This window comes from Actinacidiphila epipremni (genome assembly GCF_012034175.1).
In the GTDB taxonomy this organism is placed as follows: domain Bacteria; phylum Actinomycetota; class Actinomycetes; order Streptomycetales; family Streptomycetaceae; genus Actinacidiphila; species Actinacidiphila epipremni.
The window spans coordinates 127,413-146,452 of the sequence record NZ_JAATEJ010000011.1 but is presented as its reverse complement, the minus strand read 5'-3'; the positions used below and the strand labels follow the sequence as shown (position 1 = coordinate 146,452).

Annotated in this window: 17 protein-coding genes, 1 pseudogene and 1 riboswitch; of the genes and pseudogenes, 9 read left to right on the top strand and 9 right to left on the bottom strand. The window is 75.0% G+C overall.

The window, feature by feature from the left end:
• Positions 1-41: 41 nt before the first annotated feature.
• Positions 42-1,109, top strand: a complete 1,068-nt coding sequence (trpD, locus tag HCN08_RS16120) for an anthranilate phosphoribosyltransferase (protein WP_167983771.1) — start codon at positions 42-44, stop codon at positions 1,107-1,109.
• 82 nt (positions 1,110-1,191) lie between these two features.
• Positions 1,192-1,308, top strand: a riboswitch (SAM riboswitch).
• Positions 1,309-1,529: 221 nt separating this feature from the next.
• On the top strand, positions 1,530-2,999 hold the full coding sequence (locus HCN08_RS16115; RefSeq protein ID WP_167983770.1) for an aminotransferase class V-fold PLP-dependent enzyme: 1,470 nt from the start codon (positions 1,530-1,532) through the stop codon (positions 2,997-2,999).
• 39 nt (positions 3,000-3,038) lie between these two features.
• Here HCN08_RS16115 and HCN08_RS16110 read toward each other — a convergent pair whose 3' ends face one another.
• Together HCN08_RS16110 and HCN08_RS16105 are read right to left on the bottom strand one after the other, a co-directional pair.
• On the bottom strand, positions 3,039-3,320 hold the full coding sequence (locus HCN08_RS16110; RefSeq protein WP_167983769.1) for an Lrp/AsnC family transcriptional regulator: 282 nt from the start codon (positions 3,318-3,320) through the stop codon (positions 3,039-3,041).
• Positions 3,317-4,096: a rhomboid family intramembrane serine protease gene (locus HCN08_RS16105; protein ID WP_167983768.1), complete on the bottom strand. Its 780-nt coding sequence runs from the start codon at positions 4,094-4,096 to the stop codon at positions 3,317-3,319. Before HCN08_RS16105 ends, HCN08_RS16110 begins: the two co-directional genes overlap by 4 nt.
• Before the next feature lie 118 nt (positions 4,097-4,214).
• Between HCN08_RS16105 and HCN08_RS16100 the strand changes: the two genes are divergently transcribed.
• The 6 genes from HCN08_RS16100 (at position 4,215) to HCN08_RS16075 (ending at position 11,213) form a co-directional block, all read left to right on the top strand.
• The gene (locus HCN08_RS16100) at positions 4,215-4,514 is read left to right on the top strand and encodes a hypothetical protein (RefSeq protein WP_167983767.1); all 300 of its coding nucleotides are present in this window, start codon (positions 4,215-4,217) and stop codon (positions 4,512-4,514) included.
• Positions 4,515-4,864: 350 nt separating this feature from the next.
• Positions 4,865-6,151, top strand: a complete 1,287-nt coding sequence (locus HCN08_RS16095) for an NYN domain-containing protein (protein WP_322974482.1) — start codon at positions 4,865-4,867, stop codon at positions 6,149-6,151.
• 234 nt (positions 6,152-6,385) lie between these two features.
• A complete protein-coding gene (locus HCN08_RS16090) occupies positions 6,386-7,423 on the top strand; it encodes a C40 family peptidase (RefSeq protein ID WP_167983766.1) in 1,038 nt (345 codons plus the stop codon).
• A gap of 185 nt (positions 7,424-7,608) precedes the next feature.
• Positions 7,609-8,661 carry a C40 family peptidase gene (locus HCN08_RS16085; protein ID WP_167983765.1) on the top strand — a complete coding sequence of 351 codons (1,053 nt, stop codon included), beginning with the start codon at positions 7,609-7,611 and terminating at the stop codon, positions 8,659-8,661.
• A 135-nt stretch (positions 8,662-8,796) separates the two neighbouring features.
• The gene (locus tag HCN08_RS16080) at positions 8,797-10,062 is read left to right on the top strand and encodes a hypothetical protein (protein ID WP_167983764.1); all 1,266 of its coding nucleotides are present in this window, start codon (positions 8,797-8,799) and stop codon (positions 10,060-10,062) included.
• On the top strand, positions 10,059-11,213 hold the full coding sequence (locus HCN08_RS16075) for a M48 family metallopeptidase (RefSeq protein ID WP_167983763.1): 1,155 nt from the start codon (positions 10,059-10,061) through the stop codon (positions 11,211-11,213). The genes HCN08_RS16080 and HCN08_RS16075 overlap by 4 nt, the downstream gene beginning before the upstream one ends.
• Positions 11,214-11,281: 68 nt before the next feature.
• Here HCN08_RS16075 and HCN08_RS16070 read toward each other — a convergent pair whose 3' ends face one another.
• The gene (locus HCN08_RS16070) at positions 11,282-12,550 is read right to left on the bottom strand and encodes a glycosyltransferase 87 family protein (protein ID WP_167983762.1); all 1,269 of its coding nucleotides are present in this window, start codon (positions 12,548-12,550) and stop codon (positions 11,282-11,284) included.
• A 75-nt stretch (positions 12,551-12,625) separates the two neighbouring features.
• On the opposite strand from HCN08_RS16070, the gene HCN08_RS16065 reads away from it, so the two are divergent.
• Positions 12,626-13,756, top strand: a complete 1,131-nt coding sequence (locus HCN08_RS16065; RefSeq protein WP_167983761.1) for a glycosyltransferase family 4 protein — start codon at positions 12,626-12,628, stop codon at positions 13,754-13,756.
• A 105-nt stretch (positions 13,757-13,861) separates the two neighbouring features.
• On the opposite strand, the gene HCN08_RS16060 is transcribed toward HCN08_RS16065, so the two are convergent.
• The 6 genes and pseudogenes from HCN08_RS16060 to HCN08_RS16035 all read right to left on the bottom strand — a co-directional run bounded on the left by HCN08_RS16060 (position 13,862) and on the right by HCN08_RS16035 (position 18,797).
• A complete protein-coding gene (locus tag HCN08_RS16060) occupies positions 13,862-14,608 on the bottom strand; it encodes an endonuclease/exonuclease/phosphatase family protein (RefSeq protein WP_167983760.1) in 747 nt (248 codons plus the stop codon).
• A gap of 21 nt (positions 14,609-14,629) precedes the next feature.
• On the bottom strand, positions 14,630-15,571 hold the full coding sequence (locus tag HCN08_RS16055) for an ROK family glucokinase (protein ID WP_167983759.1): 942 nt from the start codon (positions 15,569-15,571) through the stop codon (positions 14,630-14,632).
• Positions 15,572-15,625: 54 nt separating this feature from the next.
• Complete coding sequence (locus HCN08_RS16050; protein ID WP_167983758.1) at positions 15,626-16,024, bottom strand: DUF5304 family protein; 399 nt, start codon at positions 16,022-16,024, stop codon at positions 15,626-15,628.
• A gap of 116 nt (positions 16,025-16,140) precedes the next feature.
• Positions 16,141-17,307 (bottom strand): ArsA family ATPase, encoded by a 1,167-nt coding sequence (locus HCN08_RS16045; RefSeq protein ID WP_167983757.1) that lies wholly within the window; start codon positions 17,305-17,307, stop codon positions 16,141-16,143.
• Between the two features lie 164 nt (positions 17,308-17,471).
• Positions 17,472-17,912 (bottom strand): annotated as a pseudogene (locus HCN08_RS16040) (SRPBCC family protein); the annotation flags it as partial.
• Between the two features lie 123 nt (positions 17,913-18,035).
• Positions 18,036-18,797 carry a metallophosphoesterase family protein gene (locus HCN08_RS16035; protein WP_167983755.1) on the bottom strand — a complete coding sequence of 254 codons (762 nt, stop codon included), beginning with the start codon at positions 18,795-18,797 and terminating at the stop codon, positions 18,036-18,038.
• Positions 18,798-19,040: the final 243 nt, after the last annotated feature.

Below are 19,040 nucleotides of genomic sequence, written 5' to 3'. Positions count from 1 at the left end.
TGAGCCCCGGCAAGCCCGAGGGCGATCGAGGAGCGTGGACCATGAGCGTTGTGAACCCGGCGGAAGGCAGTGGCACCGGGACACGCCGGTCGTGGCCCGATGTGCTGTCGGCGTTGATCGCGGGGCGGGACCTGGACGCCGACGACACGGCGTGGGCGATGGACGCGATCATGCGGGGGACGGCCACCGATGTGCAGATCGCCGGCTTCGCGGTCGCGCTGCGCGCCAAGGGGGAGACCGTCGACGAGGTCACCGGCATGGTGCGGGCGATGTACGCGCACGCCAACACCATCGAGGTGCCCGGCGCGACCGTCGACATCGTCGGCACCGGCGGCGACCGCGCCAAGACCGTCAACATCTCCACCATGTCGGCGATAGTCGTCGCCGGCACCGGCGCCAAGGTCGTCAAGCACGGCAACCGCGCCGCCTCCTCCGCGAGCGGCGCCAGCGACGTCCTCGGCCACCTCGGGGTGAACCTGGACCTCACGCCCGAGCGGGTCGCCGAGGTCGCCGAGGAGGCCGGCATCACCTTCTGCTTCGCCGTCAGGTTCCACCCCGCGCTGCGGTACGTGGCCACCGCCCGCGGTGAGCTGGGGATCGCCACGACCTTCAACTTCCTCGGCCCGCTCACCAACCCGGCCCGGGTGCGGGCGCAGGCCACCGGCGTCGCCGACCCGCGGATGGCGCCCATCATGGCCGGCGTGCTGGCCGAGCGCGGCTCCTCCGCGCTGGTCTTCCGCGGTGACGACGGCCTGGACGAGCTGACCACCACCGCGACCTCCCAGGTGTGGGTGGTGCGCGACGGCAAGGTCTCCCCGCAGACCTTCGACCCGCGCGACATCGGCATCGACCTCGTGCCCGTCGAGGCGCTGCGCGGCGCCGACCCCGCCCACAACGCCGCCGTCGCCCGCCGGGTGCTGGCCGGCGAGACCGGGCCGGTACGCGATGCCGTGCTGCTCAACTCGGCCGCCGCGCTGGTGGCGCTGGAGCCCGGCGGCGGGACGCTGGAGGAGGAGCTGGCGGCGGGCGTGGCCAAAGCGGCGCAGTCGCTGGACTCCGGCGCGGCGGCGGCCGTCCTGGAGCGCTGGGCGGCGGCCAGCAACGCCTGAGCCGGGCCCCGTTCAGCAAGGCGCCGTCCGTACTTCGGACGGCGCCTTGCGCTTGCCCGCCCGTGTGGCACAATCCTGTGCAGGTCACGAGTGACAGCGCAAAGGCCCCGGCTCGCTGTCCGGCAACCCTCCGTCCGAGGCGGGGTGCCCCGGGTGATGACCAGGCTGTGAGCAGCGAGGCTCGCAGCAAGCCGGACAAGGGGAGTTCTCTCTTGCGCAAGCGAATGCGATAGGGCCTTTCGGCCCCGGTCCCGCCTTTCCGCGGTGCCGTCCGTGCACCGGTCCACACCACCGTCCGCTGCCTTCCGCTGTCAGCCGCCTATCCGACGCCGTCCGACGGTCCCGCACCGGCCGCGCAGGCCCACCGCCTGCCGCCGCGCCGGAGGCCGCCGTCGGCTGCCCTCGTGCCAGGAGCCCGCCATGACCGTTTCCACCGCCGCCACGACCGCCCCTGCCGCGTCCTCCCCGGCCGCTTCCACCGCCACCGTTCCCGCCGCCGTTCCCGCCGCCGTCGTCGGCGCGGAGTGCGCCGACCCCGCCTGTGCGTGCCCCGAGCCGCTGCCGGTGCTCGGCCGCGACGTCACCGTCCCGCTCGTGACCGGCGGCGACGTCACGTACGCCGCCCTCGACTACGCCGCCAGCGCCCCGGCGCTCCAGCGGGTGTGGGACGACGTCGCCGCGTACGCCCCGTACTACGGCAGCGTGCACCGCGGCGCCGGGTACCTGTCGCAGCTGTCCACCGACCTGTTCGAGCAGAGCCGCGCCACTGTCGCCGAGTTCCTCGGCTGCCGGCCCGACGACCAGGTCGTCTTCACCCGCTCCACGACCGACTCGCTCAACCTGCTGGCGGCCGTGCTGCCCGCTGGCACGCACGTCTTCGTCTTCGAGACCGAGCACCACGCGGCGCTGCTGCCCTGGCAGCGGGCGAAGGGCGCGCAGGTCACCTGCCTGCCCGCGCCGCGTACCCCGGAGGAGGCCGTCGCGGCCCTCGACGTCGCGCTGCACGGCGCCCCCAAGGGCTCCAAGCTGGTGTGCGTCACCGGCGCCTCGAACGTCACCGGCGAGGTGTGGCCGGTCCGCCGGCTCGCCGCCGCCGCGCACCGGCACGGCGCCCGTATCGTGCTGGACGCCGCGCAGCTCGTGCCGCACCGGGCGGTGGACGTCACCGAACTGGACGTGGACTGGGTGGCGTTCTCCGGCCACAAGCTCTACGCGCCCTTCGGCTCCGGCGTGCTCGCCGGCCGGCCCGACTGGCTGCGCGAGGCCGAGCCGTACCTGGCCGGCGGCGGCGCGACCCGTACGGTCGCCCGGCGCGCGGACGGCAGCGTCGAGGCCGAGTGGCACACCACGGTCGCGCGGCACGAGGCCGGTTCGCCCAACGTCATCGGCGCCTACGCGATCGCCTCGGCGTGCCGGGCGCTCACCGAGGCCGGCTTCGACCGGCTCGCCGCCCGCGAGCGCCGTCTGCTGGGGCTGCTGCGCGAGGGCCTGGCGGCGGTGCCGGGGGTGCGGGTGCTGTCGCTGTTCGGCGAGGACAGCGAGCGGGTGGGGGTGCTGAGCTTCGTGGTGAGCGGCTGGAACAGCTCGCACCTGGCCGCCGCGCTCTCCGCGGAGTACGGCATCGGTGTGCGCGACGGCCTGTTCTGCGCCCACCCGCTCGTACGGCACCTGCTCGGCGCGGAGTCCGAGGACCTGGGGGCGTGCGGGTCGCCCGACCCGGGCGCGGGCTTCAACGGCAACGCGGTACGGGTCAGCTTCGGCGCCGGCACGCCCGAGGAGCACATCCGGCGCTGCACCGCGGCGGTCGCGACGCTGGTGCGCGAGGGCGCGGCGTGGACGTACGCGACCGAGTCCGGCCGCTGCGTGCCGGTCGGGCCGGGGGAGCGGTAGCCCCGGCCGGGCGGCCCCGGGGCTTCGGGCCCTGGGGCTCTAGGAGTCGAGGCCGATCGCGAAGGCGGCCTCCAGGTCGTGCTGGGAGTACGTACGGAACGCCACATGCGTGTCCGTCGCCTCGACGCCGGGGATCTTGCTGATGCGGCCCGGGATGATGTCCGCCAGGTCGTCGTGCCGGGCCACCCGCACCAGCGCCACCAGGTCGTACGTCCCGGTCACCGAGTAGACCTCGCTGACGTTGTCCAGCGCGGCGATCGACTCGGCGATCTCGGGGATGCGGTCCACGGTGGTCTTGATGAGCACGATCGCGGTGATCACGGCTGCGCGTCTCCTTGGGTCGTCCCGGCAACGACGCCCAGCTTAGACCGGGGCCGGTAGCACGCCCACGCGCAGACGAAGCCGAAGGCGAAGCCCACGACGTGCGCCAGGTAGGCCACGCCCGGGCCGCCGGCGGCGGTCTGCGCGGCGAACCACTGGAGCACGAACCAGAAGCCGAGCACCATCCACGCCGGGAAGCGCAGCGGCACGAAGAAGAGGAACGGGAACAGGCTGGTGACCCGGGCCTTCGGATAGAGGTAGAGGTACGCCCCGAGCGCACCGGAGATCGCGCCGGACGCCCCCACCAGGCTCTGCGCGTCGTCGGCGTGCGCGAGCGCGAAGCCGTACGTGGCCAGGTAGCCGGCCGCCAGGTAGAACAGGGCGAAGCGCAGCCGGCCCATGCGGTTCTCGACGTTGTCGCCGAAGACGTAGAGGAAGAGCATGTTGCCGATCAGGTGCAGCCAGCTCGCGTGCAGGAACATCGACGTCAGCACCGACAGGTACGGCGAGTGCGGATACGGGTCGGCGGCGCCGCAGTCGGCGGGGACGCCCAGGGCCGCGGCCGGCGGGCGACCGCCGAAGAGCTCGGCCGGGACGACGCCCCAGCGGTCGAAGTACAGCGCCTGGCGGCAGGCCAGGGTGTGGCCGCTGCCGTAGGCGGGGAGGAAACCGGACAGCGGGCCGAGCAGGAACACGGCGGTGCACAGCGCGATCAGCCCGTATGTGACGACCGGCGTACGCCGGACCGGGTTCTTGTCGTACACCGGGATGACCATGGACCGATCATGACGCAGCGGGCGTAACGGGCATAGGCCGCCTCGCCGCAGCGCGGCGCACCGGAAAAGCCGTAGGGTGACCGGGACGCACGCTCCCCCGGAGGAAGAGGTACCCGCCATGCCGGTTCCCCTGCCGACCGCGACCACGCGGTGGCGCTGCACGCTGTGCGGAAATCTGACCCGTTTCGACGTGACCCGCTCCTCGCGGGTGGTGGAGTACGTGCACCTCGACCTCGCCGGCGAGCCCGCGGTGGAGGAGACGGAGGTGCTGGCCGAGACGCTGGAGTCGGTGCGGTGCCGGTGGTGCAACGCGGTGGACCGGATCGAGCTGGTGGACCGGCCGGGCGCGGGGGCGGCGGCTGAGGGCGCGAACGGCAGTGCGGAAAGCGCCACCGGGAGCGGTTCCGCGTCGGGCTGACGCCCGGGCGGGGACAATGTAAGTAGCAGGGCGGCGGGCCGGAGGGATCGAAGGGGGCCGGGAGGACGCCGAGACGCCGGCAGATCGGACGGGAGTGACGGGTGGACGCAAGCGGCGGTATTCCGCACCCCGGGGCTGACGACGCCCCGGGCTCCGCCGGCCCCGCGGCCGAACCCGGCAGTCCGGGCACCCCGGCGCCCGAACCCGAGGCCGCCGAGCCGGCCCCCGAGGCCGCCGCTTCGGACGGGGCCGGGCCGGCGCCGGACGCGCCGGAGGGCGCCACCGCGGAGGAGGCCGGGCCCGAGTCCGCGCGGGACGAGCCCGCGCTCGACCGGCCGTTGCCCGGAGGGGTGCGGCACCGGGTCGTCGCGATCGCCGCGGACGCGTTCGGGGGGTTCACCTTCCAGGAGCTGCCGGTCTCGCTGCGGCCCTACGCCCGCTTCACGCCCACCCGCCGGGTGAAGTACGCCGCGACCGCGCTGGCCGCCGCGCTGGAGCACGACCCCGCCTTCCGGCAGAAGGTCGCCGGCCGGCTGCGGGAGGCGCAGGCCGAGCTCGCCGCCGCGCTGGAGGACGGCACCCCGCCGCCCGCCGCCGACCCGCTGGACGTGGCCGCGGCGGCGTACCTGCTGCGCCCGCCCGGCTGGGCCAAGCTTGTCGCGACCGCCGGCGAGGAGGCGCAGCGCGCCGACGCCGAGCGCGCCGACGAGGAGGCCCTGCGCGAACTCGCCGCCCTGCGCGCCGAGGTGGAGCTGCTGCACGAGCACGGCAGGGCCGAGGCCGCCCGCGCCAGAGCCGAGCTGGAGTCCGTACGCAGGGAGGGCGAGGCGCTGCACCGCAAGCTGCGCAGCGCCCTCAGTGACGTCAAGCGGGCCGAGGCCGCCCAGCGCCGGCTCCAGGCCGAGCTGGAGGAGCTGCGGGCCGCCGCCGCGCAGGACAAGGCCGTGGCCGACAGCGAGGCCCGCCGGCTGCGGGCCCGGCTCGCCGAGGCCGAGCAGGCCGCCGAGGCCGGCCGGCGGGCGGCGCGCGAGGGGCGCGGCGTGGAGGACGTACGGCTGCGGCTGCTGCTGGACACCGTGCTGGACGCCGCGTCCGGGCTGCGGCGCGAGCTGGCCCTGCCGCCGCGGGACACCATGGCGGTGCGGCCCGCGGACACCGTGGACGCGGTCGCGCCCGGCGCGTTCAGCGCCCGCGACATCGCCACCCGGGCGCTGTCCGAGACCGACCCGGCGCTGCTGGACCAGCTGCTGGCGCTGCCGCAGGCGCACTTGGTCGTCGACGGCTACAACGTCACCAAGACCGGCTATCCCTCGCTGCCGCTGGAGAAGCAGCGGCTGCGGCTGCTCGGCGGCCTCGCGGTGCTGGCCGCGCAGAGCGGCGCCGAGGTCACCTGCGTCTTCGACGGCGCCGACCTGGACATGCCGGTGCTGCTCGCGCCGCCGCGCGGGGTGCGGGTGCTGTTCAGCAAGGCCGGTGAGACCGCGGACGAGCTGATCCGCCGGCTGGTGCGGGCCGAGCCGCCGGGCCGGCAGATCGTGGTGGTCTCCGCCGACCGCGAGGTCGCCGACGGCGTCGCCAAGGCCGGCGCCCGCCCCGTCGCCTCCACCCTGCTGCTGCGCCGCCTCTCCCGCGCCTGACGCCCCCTTTGTCCGCACCCAGCGTCAACCGGTCATCACGGCGCGTGCAAACCATGTAAAGAAAACGCGAACCGGTCGAGATTTTGCCTTCGGGGATTTGAACCGATCACGAGAAGGTCACTAAGGTCAGGCCTCGAACCTCCGCGCAGTCGATCATCCAATCCGGGTGGCGCACGGAGGCCGCCCGCCAGTCGTCAACCGGTAGGCGGCTGAAGGAAGAAGGAGCTCGCCTTCGTGGCGTCCCACCGTCGACCCAAGCCGGCAAGCCGCACGCGTGTGACCGTGCTGACCGCGACCGCTGCCGCCGCCGTCGCGCTCTCCGCGCAGGCTGCCAACGCCGCCCCCGCCAAGCCGGCCAAGCCCACCTCCGTCAAGGACGCCAAGGCGCAGGTGGACGCGCTGTACACGCAGGCCGAGCAGGCCACCGAGAAGTACAACGGCGCCGCGGAGAAGCTCAAGTCCCTCCAGACGGAGGCCGGTGCGCTCCAGGACCAGGTCGCCCGCCAGCAGGAGCACCTCAACACCCTGCGCGACAGCCTCGGGACGATCGCGGCCTCGCAGTACCGGTCCGGCGGTATCGACCCGTCGCTCCAGCTGTTCCTGTCCTCCAACCCGGACACCTACCTGGAGCAGGCCAGCACGCTGGACCAGATCAGCTCGATCCAGACCAGCGCCCTGCAGCAACTCCAGGACGCCAAGCGGACGCTGGACCAGGAGCGCGCCGAGGCCACCGCGAAGCTCGCCGAACTCCAGGCGACCAAGACGGAGTTGGCGCAGCGCAAGAACGAGGCCAAGGACAAGCTCGCCCAGGCGCAGCAGATCCTCAACTCGCTGACCGCGCAGCAGCGCCAGCAGATAGCCAACGACAACGCGCGCGCCAACCGCGACACCGGCCGGGTCCCGCTCGGCGGCAAGTCGGCCTCCGCGTACGCCGCTTCGGCTTTCAGCTTCGCCAAGTCCAAGCTCGGCGACTCGTACGTCTACGGCGCCTCGGGCCCCAACACCTTCGACTGCTCGGGCCTGACCTCCTGGGCCTACCGCCAGGCCGGCGTCTCGCTCCCCAGGACCGCCGCCGAGCAGGCCAACGCCGGCACGCGCATCTACTCCCAGTCGCAACTGGCCGTCGGCGACCTGGTGATCTTCTACGGCGACCACCACCACGTCGGCCTCTACGCCGGCGACGGCATGGTGCTGCACGCGCCGAAGCCGGGCACCGTGGTGCGCTACGAGTCCATCAGCGACATGCCGTTCCAGTTCGGCGTCCGCGTCTGAGGACACCTTCACTCTTCGTACGCAGCGCCCGGCGGACCCGCCGGGCGCTACGTCGTTCGGGTGGTGCGCACCGGGCCCCGGGCCCGCCGTACCGGCGCTGACCTGCGGCCGGGGCACGACCGGTCATGCGTACGGGTCGCGGCGTCTTTGTGCTCTGCGTGCCCGGCTGATTACTGTCGGCTGCCGTGGCATCCCATCGACGCGTACCGCAGCCGGGCCCGACCGCCCGCACCACCCGGGTCACCGTGCTCTCGGCGGTGGCCGCGGCCGGCGCGGCGCTGGCCGGCGCCGCCGCCCCGCTCGCCGCGGCGGACCCCGCCGTGGACGCCGCGGACACCGCGACCCGGCTGGACGCGCTCTACCAGCAGGCCGAGGCCGCGACCGAGGCGTACGACGCGGCGCAGGAGCGCACCGCGGGACTGCGGGCCGACCTCGGCACGCTCCAGGAGCGGGCCGCGCAGGGCCAGCAGCGCGTCAACGAACTGCGGGACGGGCTCGGCGTGCTGGCCGCCGCGCAGTACCGCGGCGGCGCGATCGACCCCACGCTCGCGCTGCTGCTGTCCGACGACCCGGCCGGTTCCCTCGACCGGGCCGCGACCCTCGCCCGGCTGGGCGCGCAGCAGGTCGGCCGGCTCCACCAACTGCGCGACGCCGAGCGGGCGTTGCAGGGCCGGCGCGCCGAGGCCGCGGGCAAGCTCGCCGAGCTCGACCGGAACGCCGCGGAGCTGCGCCGCCGCAAGGCCGCGGTGCAGCAGGCCCTCGCCCGCGCCCGGCAGCTGCTGCGTACCCTGCCCGCAGCCCAGCAGGCCGGCTACGCCCCCGGCATGGGCGTGCGTGCCTCCCGCGGCGGCCTGCCCGCCGGTCTCGACTTCCCCGACCTGCCGCCCGCCTCCGGCCGGGCCGCGCTCGCCGTCGCCGCGGCACGGTCGGTGCTGGGCGCCCCGTACGTCTGGGGGGCGACGGGGCCGCGCTCCTTCGACTGCTCGGGGCTGATGCAGTACGCCTACGGCCGGGCGGGCGTGGCCCTGCCCCGTACGTCCCAGGAGCAGCTGCACGCCGGGCGGCATGTCCCGCTCTCCCAGGCCAGGCCCGGCGACCTGGTGATCTACCGCAGCGACGCGAGCCATGTGGCGATGTACGTGGGAGGCGGCCGGGTCATCCACGCGCCGTACCCCGGGGCGCGCGTGCGCTACGACCCGGTGGGGATGATGCCGGTCAGGGCGGTCGTACGACCGTAGGCGCAGCCCCCGGGGGCGGTCGTACGCCGGTGGGTAGGTGCGCGCGGGGCGGTCGTACGCTCGTCGGGCGGTGCGCGGGGGCCGGGCGGGGAGCCTTGGCCTCGGGTTCGCGGGGCGGCACCGTACGATCGGCGCATGACCGCGGTGCGCTCCCGACGCTCGACGGCCGGCGCCGCCGGTGTGCTCACGGTGCTCGTCACGCTGGCCGCCGCCCTCACCGGGTGCGGCGGGTCGGGGCACAAGAGCACCACGGACGGCGCCGCCCCGGCCATCACCCGGCTGCTGGACGCGCGGGCCGCGGCCGTACGCGGGCACGACGCGAAGGCGTTCCTCGCCGGGGTGGACCCGCGCTCCACGCGCTTCCTCGCCGAGCAGCGCACGATGTTCGCCGACCTCGCGGACGTCCCGCTCGCCGGCTGGTCCTACCGCCTGGTGCGCACCGGCGCCTTCCCGCTGCCGCCCACCGCCGACGCCACCGCCTCCGCCCGCACCGCGGCCGAGGTCCAGTTGCGCTACCGGCTCGCCGGCTACGACACGCAGGACCTGGTCTCCACCGCCTACCTGACCTTCACCCACCGCGCCGGGCACTGGTACGTGGCGGCGGACGACGACGGGGACTCCGCCGGGAAGCGGACCGCCGTACAGCTGTGGGACCAGGGCAAGGTCGAGGTCGTACGCGGCAAGCACAGCCTCGTGCTCGGCCTCGGCCCGGTGGCGACGCTGCGCGGTTACGCGGCGGACGCGGACCTGGCCGTACCGCAGGTGCAGCACGCGTGGGGGCGGGCCGGCTGGCCCGGGAGCGTCGTCGTCGAGGCGCCGCGGACGCTGGACCAGCTCGGCGCGCTGCTCGGCGCCAAACCCTCCGACTACCAGGGCATCGCGGCGGTCACGACCGGCGAGCTGGGCGGCAGCGCCACCGCGCCCGCCGACCGGGTCATCGTCAACCCCGCCGCTTTCGGCCGGCTGTCCGCTTTCGGCCGGCAGGTCGTCCTCACGCACGAGACCACGCATGTCGCCTCCCGCCCCGCGACGACCACCCACACGCCGGTGTGGCTCTCCGAGGGCCTGGCCGACTGGGTCGCCTACCGCGAGTCCGGCCGCACGGCCCCCGAGATCGCCCCCGAACTCACCGCCGACGTCACCGCCGGCCACCTCCCGCCGGCCCTCCCCTCCACCGCCGACTTCCGCCCCACGGCTTCCGGGCTGGCCCAGGCGTACGAGGGCGCCTGGCTGGCGTGCCGGCTGATCGCGGACCAGTGGTCCCCGGCGACCCTGACGGCCCTCTACCGTGCGGTGGGGGCGGGGCAGAGCGTCGACGCGGCGCTCAAGGCCCGGCTGGGCTTGTCGGAGGCGGCGTTCACGCAGCGGTGGCGGGCGTATGTGGGGGAGGAGCTGGGATGAGCGAGGACGAGCTGCCGGGCGCCGGGGAGCCGGCTCGTGGGGACGGGGACTTCTCCCCCGAGCACATTGCGCGGGCGCGGGCGTTGCGGCAGGGGGTGTGGCCCGTGGCGGTCGGGGGGCGGGTCGCGGGGCTGGGGTTGATGCTCGCGCTGGGGCTGACGCATTGCGGGGCCGGGCTCGTCGCGGGGTTCGGCCCGGCGTGGGCGGGCCGGGTCGCGGGGGCGGCCCTCACGCTCGTCGTGCTCCCGCAGCTGCTCTCGCTCCCCTTCGCCGCCCGGGGCCGCGTCGTACGGGCCCGGTTCGGCCTGGTGACGCAAGGCTGGGCCGGCTGGGCGGTGGACCAGCTGCGCAGCCTGCTCATCTCGCTGCCGCTGACCGCCGGCGCGCTGTTCGCCGTCTACGCGCTCGCCGGGGCGACCCGCTGGTGGTGGGCCTGGGCGGCGCTCGGCGCGGCGGCCGTCACCGTCGCCCTGTCCTGGGCGGCGCCCCTGCTCTTCGAGCCGCTCTTCAACCGCTTCACCCCCATGCCCGAGGGCCCGTTGCGCGACGCCCTCCTCGACCTCGCCGCCCGCGACGGCGTGACCGTACGGGACGTCCTCGTCGCCGACGCCTCCCGCCGTACGACGGCCCTGAACGCGTACGTGTCCGGCTTCGGCCGCACCCGCCGGATCGTCGCGTACGACACGCTGATCGGCACGGCGGAGCCGCGCGAGGTGGAGCTGGTGGTGGCGCACGAGCTGGGCCACGTCGTGCACCGCGACGTCATGCGCGGCACGCTGCTCGGGGCGCTGGGCGCGGCGGTGGGCGTGTGCCTGCTCGCGGCGGTCGCGGGTTGGCACCCCCTGCTCTCGGCGGCGGGCGTGCAGCACCTGGCCGACCCCCGCTCGGCCTGGCTCCTCGCGGCCACCGCCACGGTCGGCGGCGCACTGGCCGGCCCGTTCGGCGCCGCCCTCTCCCGCCGGGTGGAGAGCCGCGCCGACGCGCACGCCCTGCGCCTGACGTCCGACCCGGCCCACTTCATCGCGATGCAGCGCCGCCTGACGACGACGAACGTCGCCGAGCCCGCCCCGCCCCGCCCCCTCCACCTCCTGTGGGGCACCCACCCCACCCCCGCCGCCCGCATCGCCCTGGCCCGCAGCCGCACGTGGTAGCCGCCCGCCCTCACCGCCGCCCGCGACGACTGGGCCGCCGCGCACCGCGACGGGGGAGCGCAATACCTCTAGCGGACGGCTCGGGCGACCTCCGCCGCGGACGCCGCCCGGGGCATCGGTGACGTCGAGCGCCGGAGGCGGTGGCAGGACAGGAGGGTTGCGGTGGCGAGGAGGGTGTTGCGTGTGGTGAGGAGGGTGACGCCCAGGAGGTCGCTGCGTACGACGTGGGGGAAGTACACCGGGAATTCGAGGGTCGTCAGCACCGCCGCCGGCAGCAGGAGCAGCACCGGCAGGCGCATCACGCTCTCCCGTACGGTCAGGCACACCGCCCCGACGCCGACCAGCCACACCAGGTACTGCGGGCTGATCACCCGGCTCGTCGTGGTGAAGACCAGCACCGCCGCGAAGGCAGCGTCGTACGGGACCGCCGGGCCGAAGGTGCGGGCGCGGGCCCGCCACAGGCCGAGCCACGCCAGCGCCAGCACGCTCAGCGCGAGGGCCGCGTCGCTCACGGCGCCCACGTACGGGCCGAGGAATTCCACGGAGCCGTAGTGCATCGCCGCGACCCCCGGCCAGCCGGCGTGCCGGGCCGCGTGGAAGACCAGCGCGCCCAGGGACTCCACCTCCGTGCCGCGGTCGCGCTGGAAGGCCAGGAAGGAGAAGGCGCCCGGCATCGTGAGGCCGAACAGCAGTGAGCCGGCCGCCACGGTTGCCGCGGCGGCGGCCCAGGAGCGGCGGGTCGCCCGCCCGGGCCGCGTACCGGCGAGCAGCAGCAGCGGCCACACCTTGAGCAGCACGCCCACCCCGGCCAGCGCCCCCGCGGCGGCGGGGCTGCGGCGCAGCACCAGCAGCGCGGCGACGGCCACCGCCGTCACCATCACGTCGTAGCGGGCGTAGACGATCGGCCCGAGCAGCAGCATCCCGCCGACCCACATCCACACCCCGGCGAGCCGCCCCTCGCGCCGCGCGGCCCCGTCGTGCAGCAGCGCCCCGAAGACGGCCGCGTCGCACAGGAACGCCAGCCAGAAGAAGGCCGCGCTGTAGCCGAGGTACGGCACGGCGCCCGGCGCGACCAGCACGGCCGCCGCGCCCGGCGGGTACTGCCACGTCACGTCGTACGACGGGAAGATCCCGTGCCGCAGCAGCGGGTACCAGCCCTCGTACACCGCCGACACGTCATGCGTGACCCCCTGCCCGGGAAACCGCAGCACCCCGAAGACGAACACGAGCAGCAGCGCCCGGCTCCCCACCCACGCCCCGACGACCGCGCCCCGCGGCCCCCAGCCCGCCCGGCCGGGTAGCTCATAGGATTTCACCGCATACGTCACGTTATGCATCTTGCGGCCCGCCCCGCCCGCCGGCCGGGAGGGACGCGCGCGGGAGCCCGGCGGGGCGGAGTAATCTCGGCGGCGATGGAAAAGACCCTGATCGTCACCAACGACTTCCCGCCCCGGCAGGGCGGGATCCAGTCCTTCGTGCACAACATGGCCCTGCGGCTGGACCCGGCGAAGGTCGTCGTCTACGCCTCGACGTGGCGGGACGGCACCGAGGTCGCCCGGTTCGACGCCGAGCAGCCCTTCCGGGTGGTCAGGGACCGGACGAAGGTGCTGCTGCCGACGTCCAGGGTGACCAGGACCGCCGCCGCGCTGCTGCGCGAGCACGGCTGCTCCTCCGTGTGGTTCGGCGCCGCCGCGCCGCTCGCGCTGATGGCGCCGGCGCTGCGCAGGGCGGGCGCCCGGCGGCTCGTCGGCACCACGCACGGGCACGAGGCCGCGTGGGCGCAACTGCCGGGCAGCCGGGTGCTGCTGCGGCGCATCGGCGAGGGCACCGACACGCTCACCTATCTCGGCGAGTACACCAGGACCCGGATCGCCTCCGCCCTGACCGAGCGGGCCGCCGCCCGCATGGTGCACCTGCCGCCCGGCGTGGACGAGAAGACCTTCCACCCGGGCTCGGGCGGCCCGGTCGTACGCGCCCGGCTGGGGCTCGCGGACCGGCCGGTCGTGGTGTGCGTCTCGCGGCTGGTGCCGCGCAAGGGCCAGGACACCCTCATCCTCGCGATGCCGCGCATCCTGCGCGAGAAGCCCGACACCGCGCTGCTGATCGTCGGCGGCGGCCCGTACCGCAGCGAGCTGGAGGCGCTGGCCGAGCGCACCGGCGTCGCGGGCGCCGTCCGCTTCACCGGGCCGGTGCCGGAGTCGGAGCTGCCGGCGCACTTCGGCGCGGGGGACGTCTTCGCGATGCCGTGCCGGACCCGGCGCGGCGGGCTGGACGTCGAAGGGCTGGGCATCGTCTATCTGGAGGCGTCGGCGACCGGCCTCCCGGTCGTGGCCGGCGACTCCGGCGGCGCCCCGGACGCGGTGCTGCCGGGCGAGACCGGCTGGGTCGTCCCCGGCGGCTCCCCCGAGCAGGCCGCCGAACGCATCCTCACCCTGCTCCGCGACCCCGACCTGCGCCGCCGGATGGGCGAGCGCGGCCGTACGTGGGTGGAGCAGAGCTGGCGCTGGGACCTGCTGGCGGAACGCCTGCGCGAGCTGCTGTAGGCGGTACGGACGAGGTCCGCGCGGCGGTACGTACGAGGTTGCGCGCTCCGGGGGGCGCCAGGTCCCGCGCGCCGGGGGGACACGTGAGCCCCCCGACCCCGGGCGTCAGCCCCTGGGCACCCGCAGCGCGGCCAGCACCGGCAGGTGGTCGGTCGCGGCGTGCAGGTCCGCGTGCGTCACGCCCGGCACGGAGTGCGGCACCCCGCACCCCAGCACCTGCACCGGCTTGCTCGCGAACACCGCGTCGATCCGCTGGAACGGCTCGCGCACGTTCGTCACCTCGCCGCCCCACGGCGCGACGGCGAAGCAGTCCTGCAACTCCGCGGCGATACGCGAGAAGCCCAGCCGCTCCGGCGGCTCGTTGAAGTCCCCGCCCACCACCACATTGGCCTCGCCCATCGCCACGACCCGCTCCAGCAGCAGCCCGGCCTGCTCATGGCGCTCGGCGGGGTCGAGGCTCAGATGGGTGCTGACGGCGGCGATCCTGGCGCCGCCGATCCGCAGCACCGCGGTGGCGAAACCGCGCTGGTGCAGCGGCGGGTGGCGCGGCAGCAGAACGTCCTCGGTCCGCTCGACGTGCGCCCGCAGCGACGACAGGATCATCGGCCCCGCCGCCGTGGCACCGCCCGTCACATGGACGAGTCCGGTGGTACGTGCCAGGCGGGCCGCGGCCTTGCGCCACCGGAAGAACCGCGGGGCCTCCTGGACGAGGACGAGGTCGGGGGCGCAGGCACGGATCACCCGGGCCAGCGCCGCCGTGTCGTCCCGCATCGAGCGGACGTTGTAACTGAGGACGCGGACGATCGCCGAGTCGTGCTCGGTGGCGGAACCCGGCAGATCTTCCACGGTCATGTGATCAACTTAGCCGAATCGTCAGCCCTGGCGCGCCAGGTCCGCCGCCCCGACGAGCCCCGCCTTGCCGCCGAGCTGTGCGGCGAGCACCTGCGCGTGCGGACGCCACTCGCCGCCGATGAGCCAGCGCCGGAAGGACCTGCGGATCGGGTCGAGGACCAGCTCGCCCTCGTCCGACACGCCCCCGCCGACGATGAAGGCCGACGGGTCGAACAGCGAGGCGAGGTCGGCCAGCCCGGCGCCCGCCCAGCGGGCCAGCTCACGGAAGGAGTCGACGGCCACCGGGTCGCCCTGCCGGGCGGCGGCGCTGATGTGGCGGCCCTCGATGCCCTCGACCGTGCCGTCGCCGAGCGCCAGCAGGACCTCGGCGTTCTCCGGGGTCGCGTTGGCGCGCTGCTTGGCGTAGCGGACCAGCGCCCGGCCGGAGGCGTACTGCTCCCAGCAGCCCTGGCTGCCGCAGCCGCACAGCAGCCCGTCGGGCACCACGCGGATGTGGCCGAACTCGGCCGCGACGCCGAAGCGCCCGCGGCGCAGCTTGTTGCCGATGATGATGCCGCCGCCGAGACCGGTGCCGAGTGTGATGCAGATCACATCGGAGTGGCCCTGCCCGGCACCGAAGCGGTACTCGCCCCAGGCCGCCGCGTTGGCGTCGTTCTCCACGACCACGGGGAGCTCGACGCGCTGTTCGACCTTGTCCTTCAGCGCCTCGTGGCGCCAGTTGATGTTGGGTGCGAAGAGCACGGTGGCACGCTTGTCGTCGACGTACCCGGCCGCGCCGATGCCGACGGCGTCGATGGTGTGACCGGTGCTGACCTGGCGCACCGCTTCCACGATCGCGTCGACGACGCCCTCGGGAGACGGCGGCGTCGGCACCTTGACGGTCTCAAGAATCGAGCCTTCCTCGTCGACCACTCCGGCCGCGATTTTGGTGCCGCCGATGTCGACGCCGATGGTGAGTCCCATGTGTCCCTCAGTTTTCGGTCGATCCCCGCTAAGAGAACCGTACCGGAGAGGGGGTCAATCGAGGTCGATGTGTTCAGCGGTTGAACGCGCGGACCCCTCGCCGGAGGTCCAGCGGGATTCCGCTCCGGCCACCGCGGACCGGTATGCCGCCAGCAGTTCGGCCCCGGCGGCGGCGAGGTGGTCGAAGACGGCGGGATTCCGCTCCTTGATGGGTTCGACAACGGAACGCACCTGGGCCGCCATCCCCTGCGCCGCCATCTGCACCGCGGGGTTGCGCAGCGCGGCCAGCCGCTCACCGACCGCGTCCCCCACGGCCTCGGCGAGCCGCCGCAACTCCTCGGCCGCGGTGGGCGCTCCCGCCTCCTCGCGGCGCCGGGCGTGCTCCGCCGCGATGTCCTCGGCGCTGGCCTTCGCCCACGCGTCCGGGTCGGGACGGCCGGTGGCTTCGCTCATGATCGGCTCCAAACGGGGCGCCGCGGTCGGAACGCCTCTCCCCATCGACGGTACCCGAACGCCCGCCGTACGGGCCGGTGTACGGGCCGGGGTGACGCGGCCGACACGGGCCGGGCTCAGCGCGGCCAGAGGCCCGGGTCGGGCGTGAACCGCACCCGCAGCACGCCGTCGCGCAGCGCCGCGCCCTGCACGGTGCACCGCCGCAGCGCCGACGGCAGCGGCATGATCCGCCGGAACCCCTCGGCGTCGACGACGAGTTCGTCCCCGCGCCGCACCAGGTCCAGCCCCTCCTTGCCGGCCCCCGGCAACGGCAGCGACCACACCAGGTGCCCCTCCTCGGCCAGCCGGTCCTCGACGCTCCAGGGCTCACCGCCACCGGTACGGTCCGGGCCGCGCCCGTCGTACGGCACCGCGAGCGCCTCCTCCGCCGGCGCCAGGTCGCGCCCGAGGTGCGGGAGCTCGTACAGCGGCACACCGTCCACCGCGCAGGCTTCCGCGTACGCCTTGAGGTGGTCCCGCTGGCCCGCGGCCAGCCCCGCCACGAACGGCTCGGAACCCCCCGCCGGCAGCAGCCGGTTGGCCACCACGGCCGCGGGCCGCAGGCCGTACAGGGCCAGCCCCGTCCGTGCCGTGCGCAGCACCTCCGCCCCGCGGGCGCCGGGCTCGACCACGACCGCCAGCGACGTACCCGGATCGTCGATCACCGCCTGCACCGCGGCCAGTTGGACCTCCGCGCGGGCGGCGGCCTCGTACGCCCACTCGGTCGGCATCGGCACCCCCGCGAGCTGCGCCAGCACCGGGCGCAGGGCCCGGGCGGCCTGCCGGTCGGGCGGCAGCAGCCGGCCGAGGTAGCGGCGCAACTGGCCGGGCAGCGCCAGCAGTTCGACGGCCTCGCGCACCGGCGGCAGGTCGACCACGACCTGCTCCCAGCCGCCCTCCCGGGCCGCGCGCACCGCCCGCAGCAGCGCCAGCGCGCCCGCGCCCGGCAGCGGCGTCAGCTCCTCGGGGTCCAGCGGCGTGGTGCCCAGCAGCGCGAAGAGGGTGCCGCCGCGGGACTGGAGGTCCAGCAGCGCGTCCTGGAAGGCGCCGCCGGCGTCCACCCGGCGCACGTCGAGGCCGGGCAGCGTGCCGTCCAGGGCCGCGGCGGCCGTGCGGTCGTAGGTCAGCAGCAGGGTGCGGGTGCCGGCGCGGGCCGCGGCGGCGGCCGTCGCGGCGGCGACCGCGGTACGGCCCGCGCCACCGGCGCCGGTGATCAGCAGCGTGCGCGCGTGCCGCCGGGGCATCAGCCCGCGGTCTCGGCGCCGGCGGCCTTCGCGGCCTTGCCGCCGCCGGCACCCGGCGTCTTCGCGGCGCCCGCAGCCCCGGCGTCCCCGGAACCCTCGGCCGATCCGGCGCCCTCGGCGCCCGCTGTGTCCTCGGCGTCCTCGGCGTCCTCGGAACCGCCGAGCGCCCCCGACTCGACCCGCTTCTTCAGCCCCGCCAGCGCCCGGTCGATGATGACCTTCTCCGCCTTGCGCTTGATCATCCCCAGCATCGGGATCTTCACGTCCACCGTGAGCTGGTAGGTGACCTCGGTGCGCTGCCCGCCGTCCAGCGGCGCGAGCGCGTACGAGCCGTCCAGCGTGCGCAGCATCTGCGAGCGCACCAGCGACCAGCGGACCTCGTCGGCGCTCACCCAGGTGTAGGCGAGGGTGTGGTCGTCCTTGATGGCGCCCGCGTCGAGCAGCAGCCGCACCTGCTGCGCGCGGCCCTCCTCGTCCCGCTCCAGCACCTGGGCCTCCTTGACCTCCCCGGTCCACTCCGGGTAGCGGTCGAAGTCGGCGATGACGCCCATGACAGCGGCAGGTGCCGCCTCGATCGTGATGCTCGACCGCGTGTGTTCCGCCATCGCCGTGGCCCTCCAGGACTACTGGTGCAGGATGCCCTCGAAGGCTACCGCGCCCAGGTGGGAGGCAGGTGCCCGCGACCACGGCGGGTCCGCGCCCGGCTGCCGCTCAGCGGGCCGCGCAGGTCACCACTCCAGTACCCACGGGGTGCGGGTGTGGTTGAAGTGGCCGACGTTGACGCATTCGGTGCGCCCGATCCGGGTCCTGGCCACCAGCGGCTGGTGGACATGGCCGAAGAGCGCGTATTTGGGCTGCACGCTGCGCACCGCCGCCAGCAGTGCCTCGCTGCCCCGCTCGAAGCGCCGCGCGACGGTGTCGTAGCACAGGTCGGGCACGGCGGGCGGGATGTGCGAGCACAGCACGTCGACCTTGCCGAGGGCGGCGACCTTGGCCGCGTACTCCTCCTCGCCGATCTCGAACGGGGTGCGCATCGGGGTGCGCAGGCCGCCGCCGACGAAGCCGAAGACCCGGCCGCCGATCTCCGCGGTCTGGCCGTCCAGCACGGTCGTGCCGGGCCCGGCGTATTCGGGCCACAGGTCGGGGACGTCGACGTTGCCGTACGTGGCGTAGGTCGGGGTCGGGAAGGCGGCGAAGAGCGCGGCGTACTGCTTGCGGACGGCCGCCTCGATCGCGCCGTGCCGGTCGATGCCCGACCACAGCTCGGCGTCCAGCCGGCGTGCCTCGTCGAAGCGGCGGGCGGTGCGCAGCGCGACCATGCGGTCGGCGTTCTCGACGCCGAAGAGGTCGGGGAAGATGCCGCGCGAGTGGTCGGCGTAGTCCAGGAAGAGGATCAGGTCGCCGAGGCAGACCAGCGCGTCGGCGCCCCGCCCGGCCAGGGCCAGCGCTTCCGCCGCACCATGGACGTCGCTCACGACATGCACCCGCATGACGTCACCTTATATGCCCGCCGCGCACCCGTGCCGGTGGCCTCGCGACCCCGCCGCGACCCCGCCGCGACCCCGCCTCACCAGGGGCGACCTGCGGGTCCGCCGCTGACTGGACTACTGTTCCCGGCGTCGGCGCACCCGCGCCGGACGGTGTGTGTGACGCTGGGAACATCTGCAGAGCCCCCCTACCCCGGAGCTTTACCGATGGGTAACGTCCGACCCGTCCCCCACCTACCCTCCGGG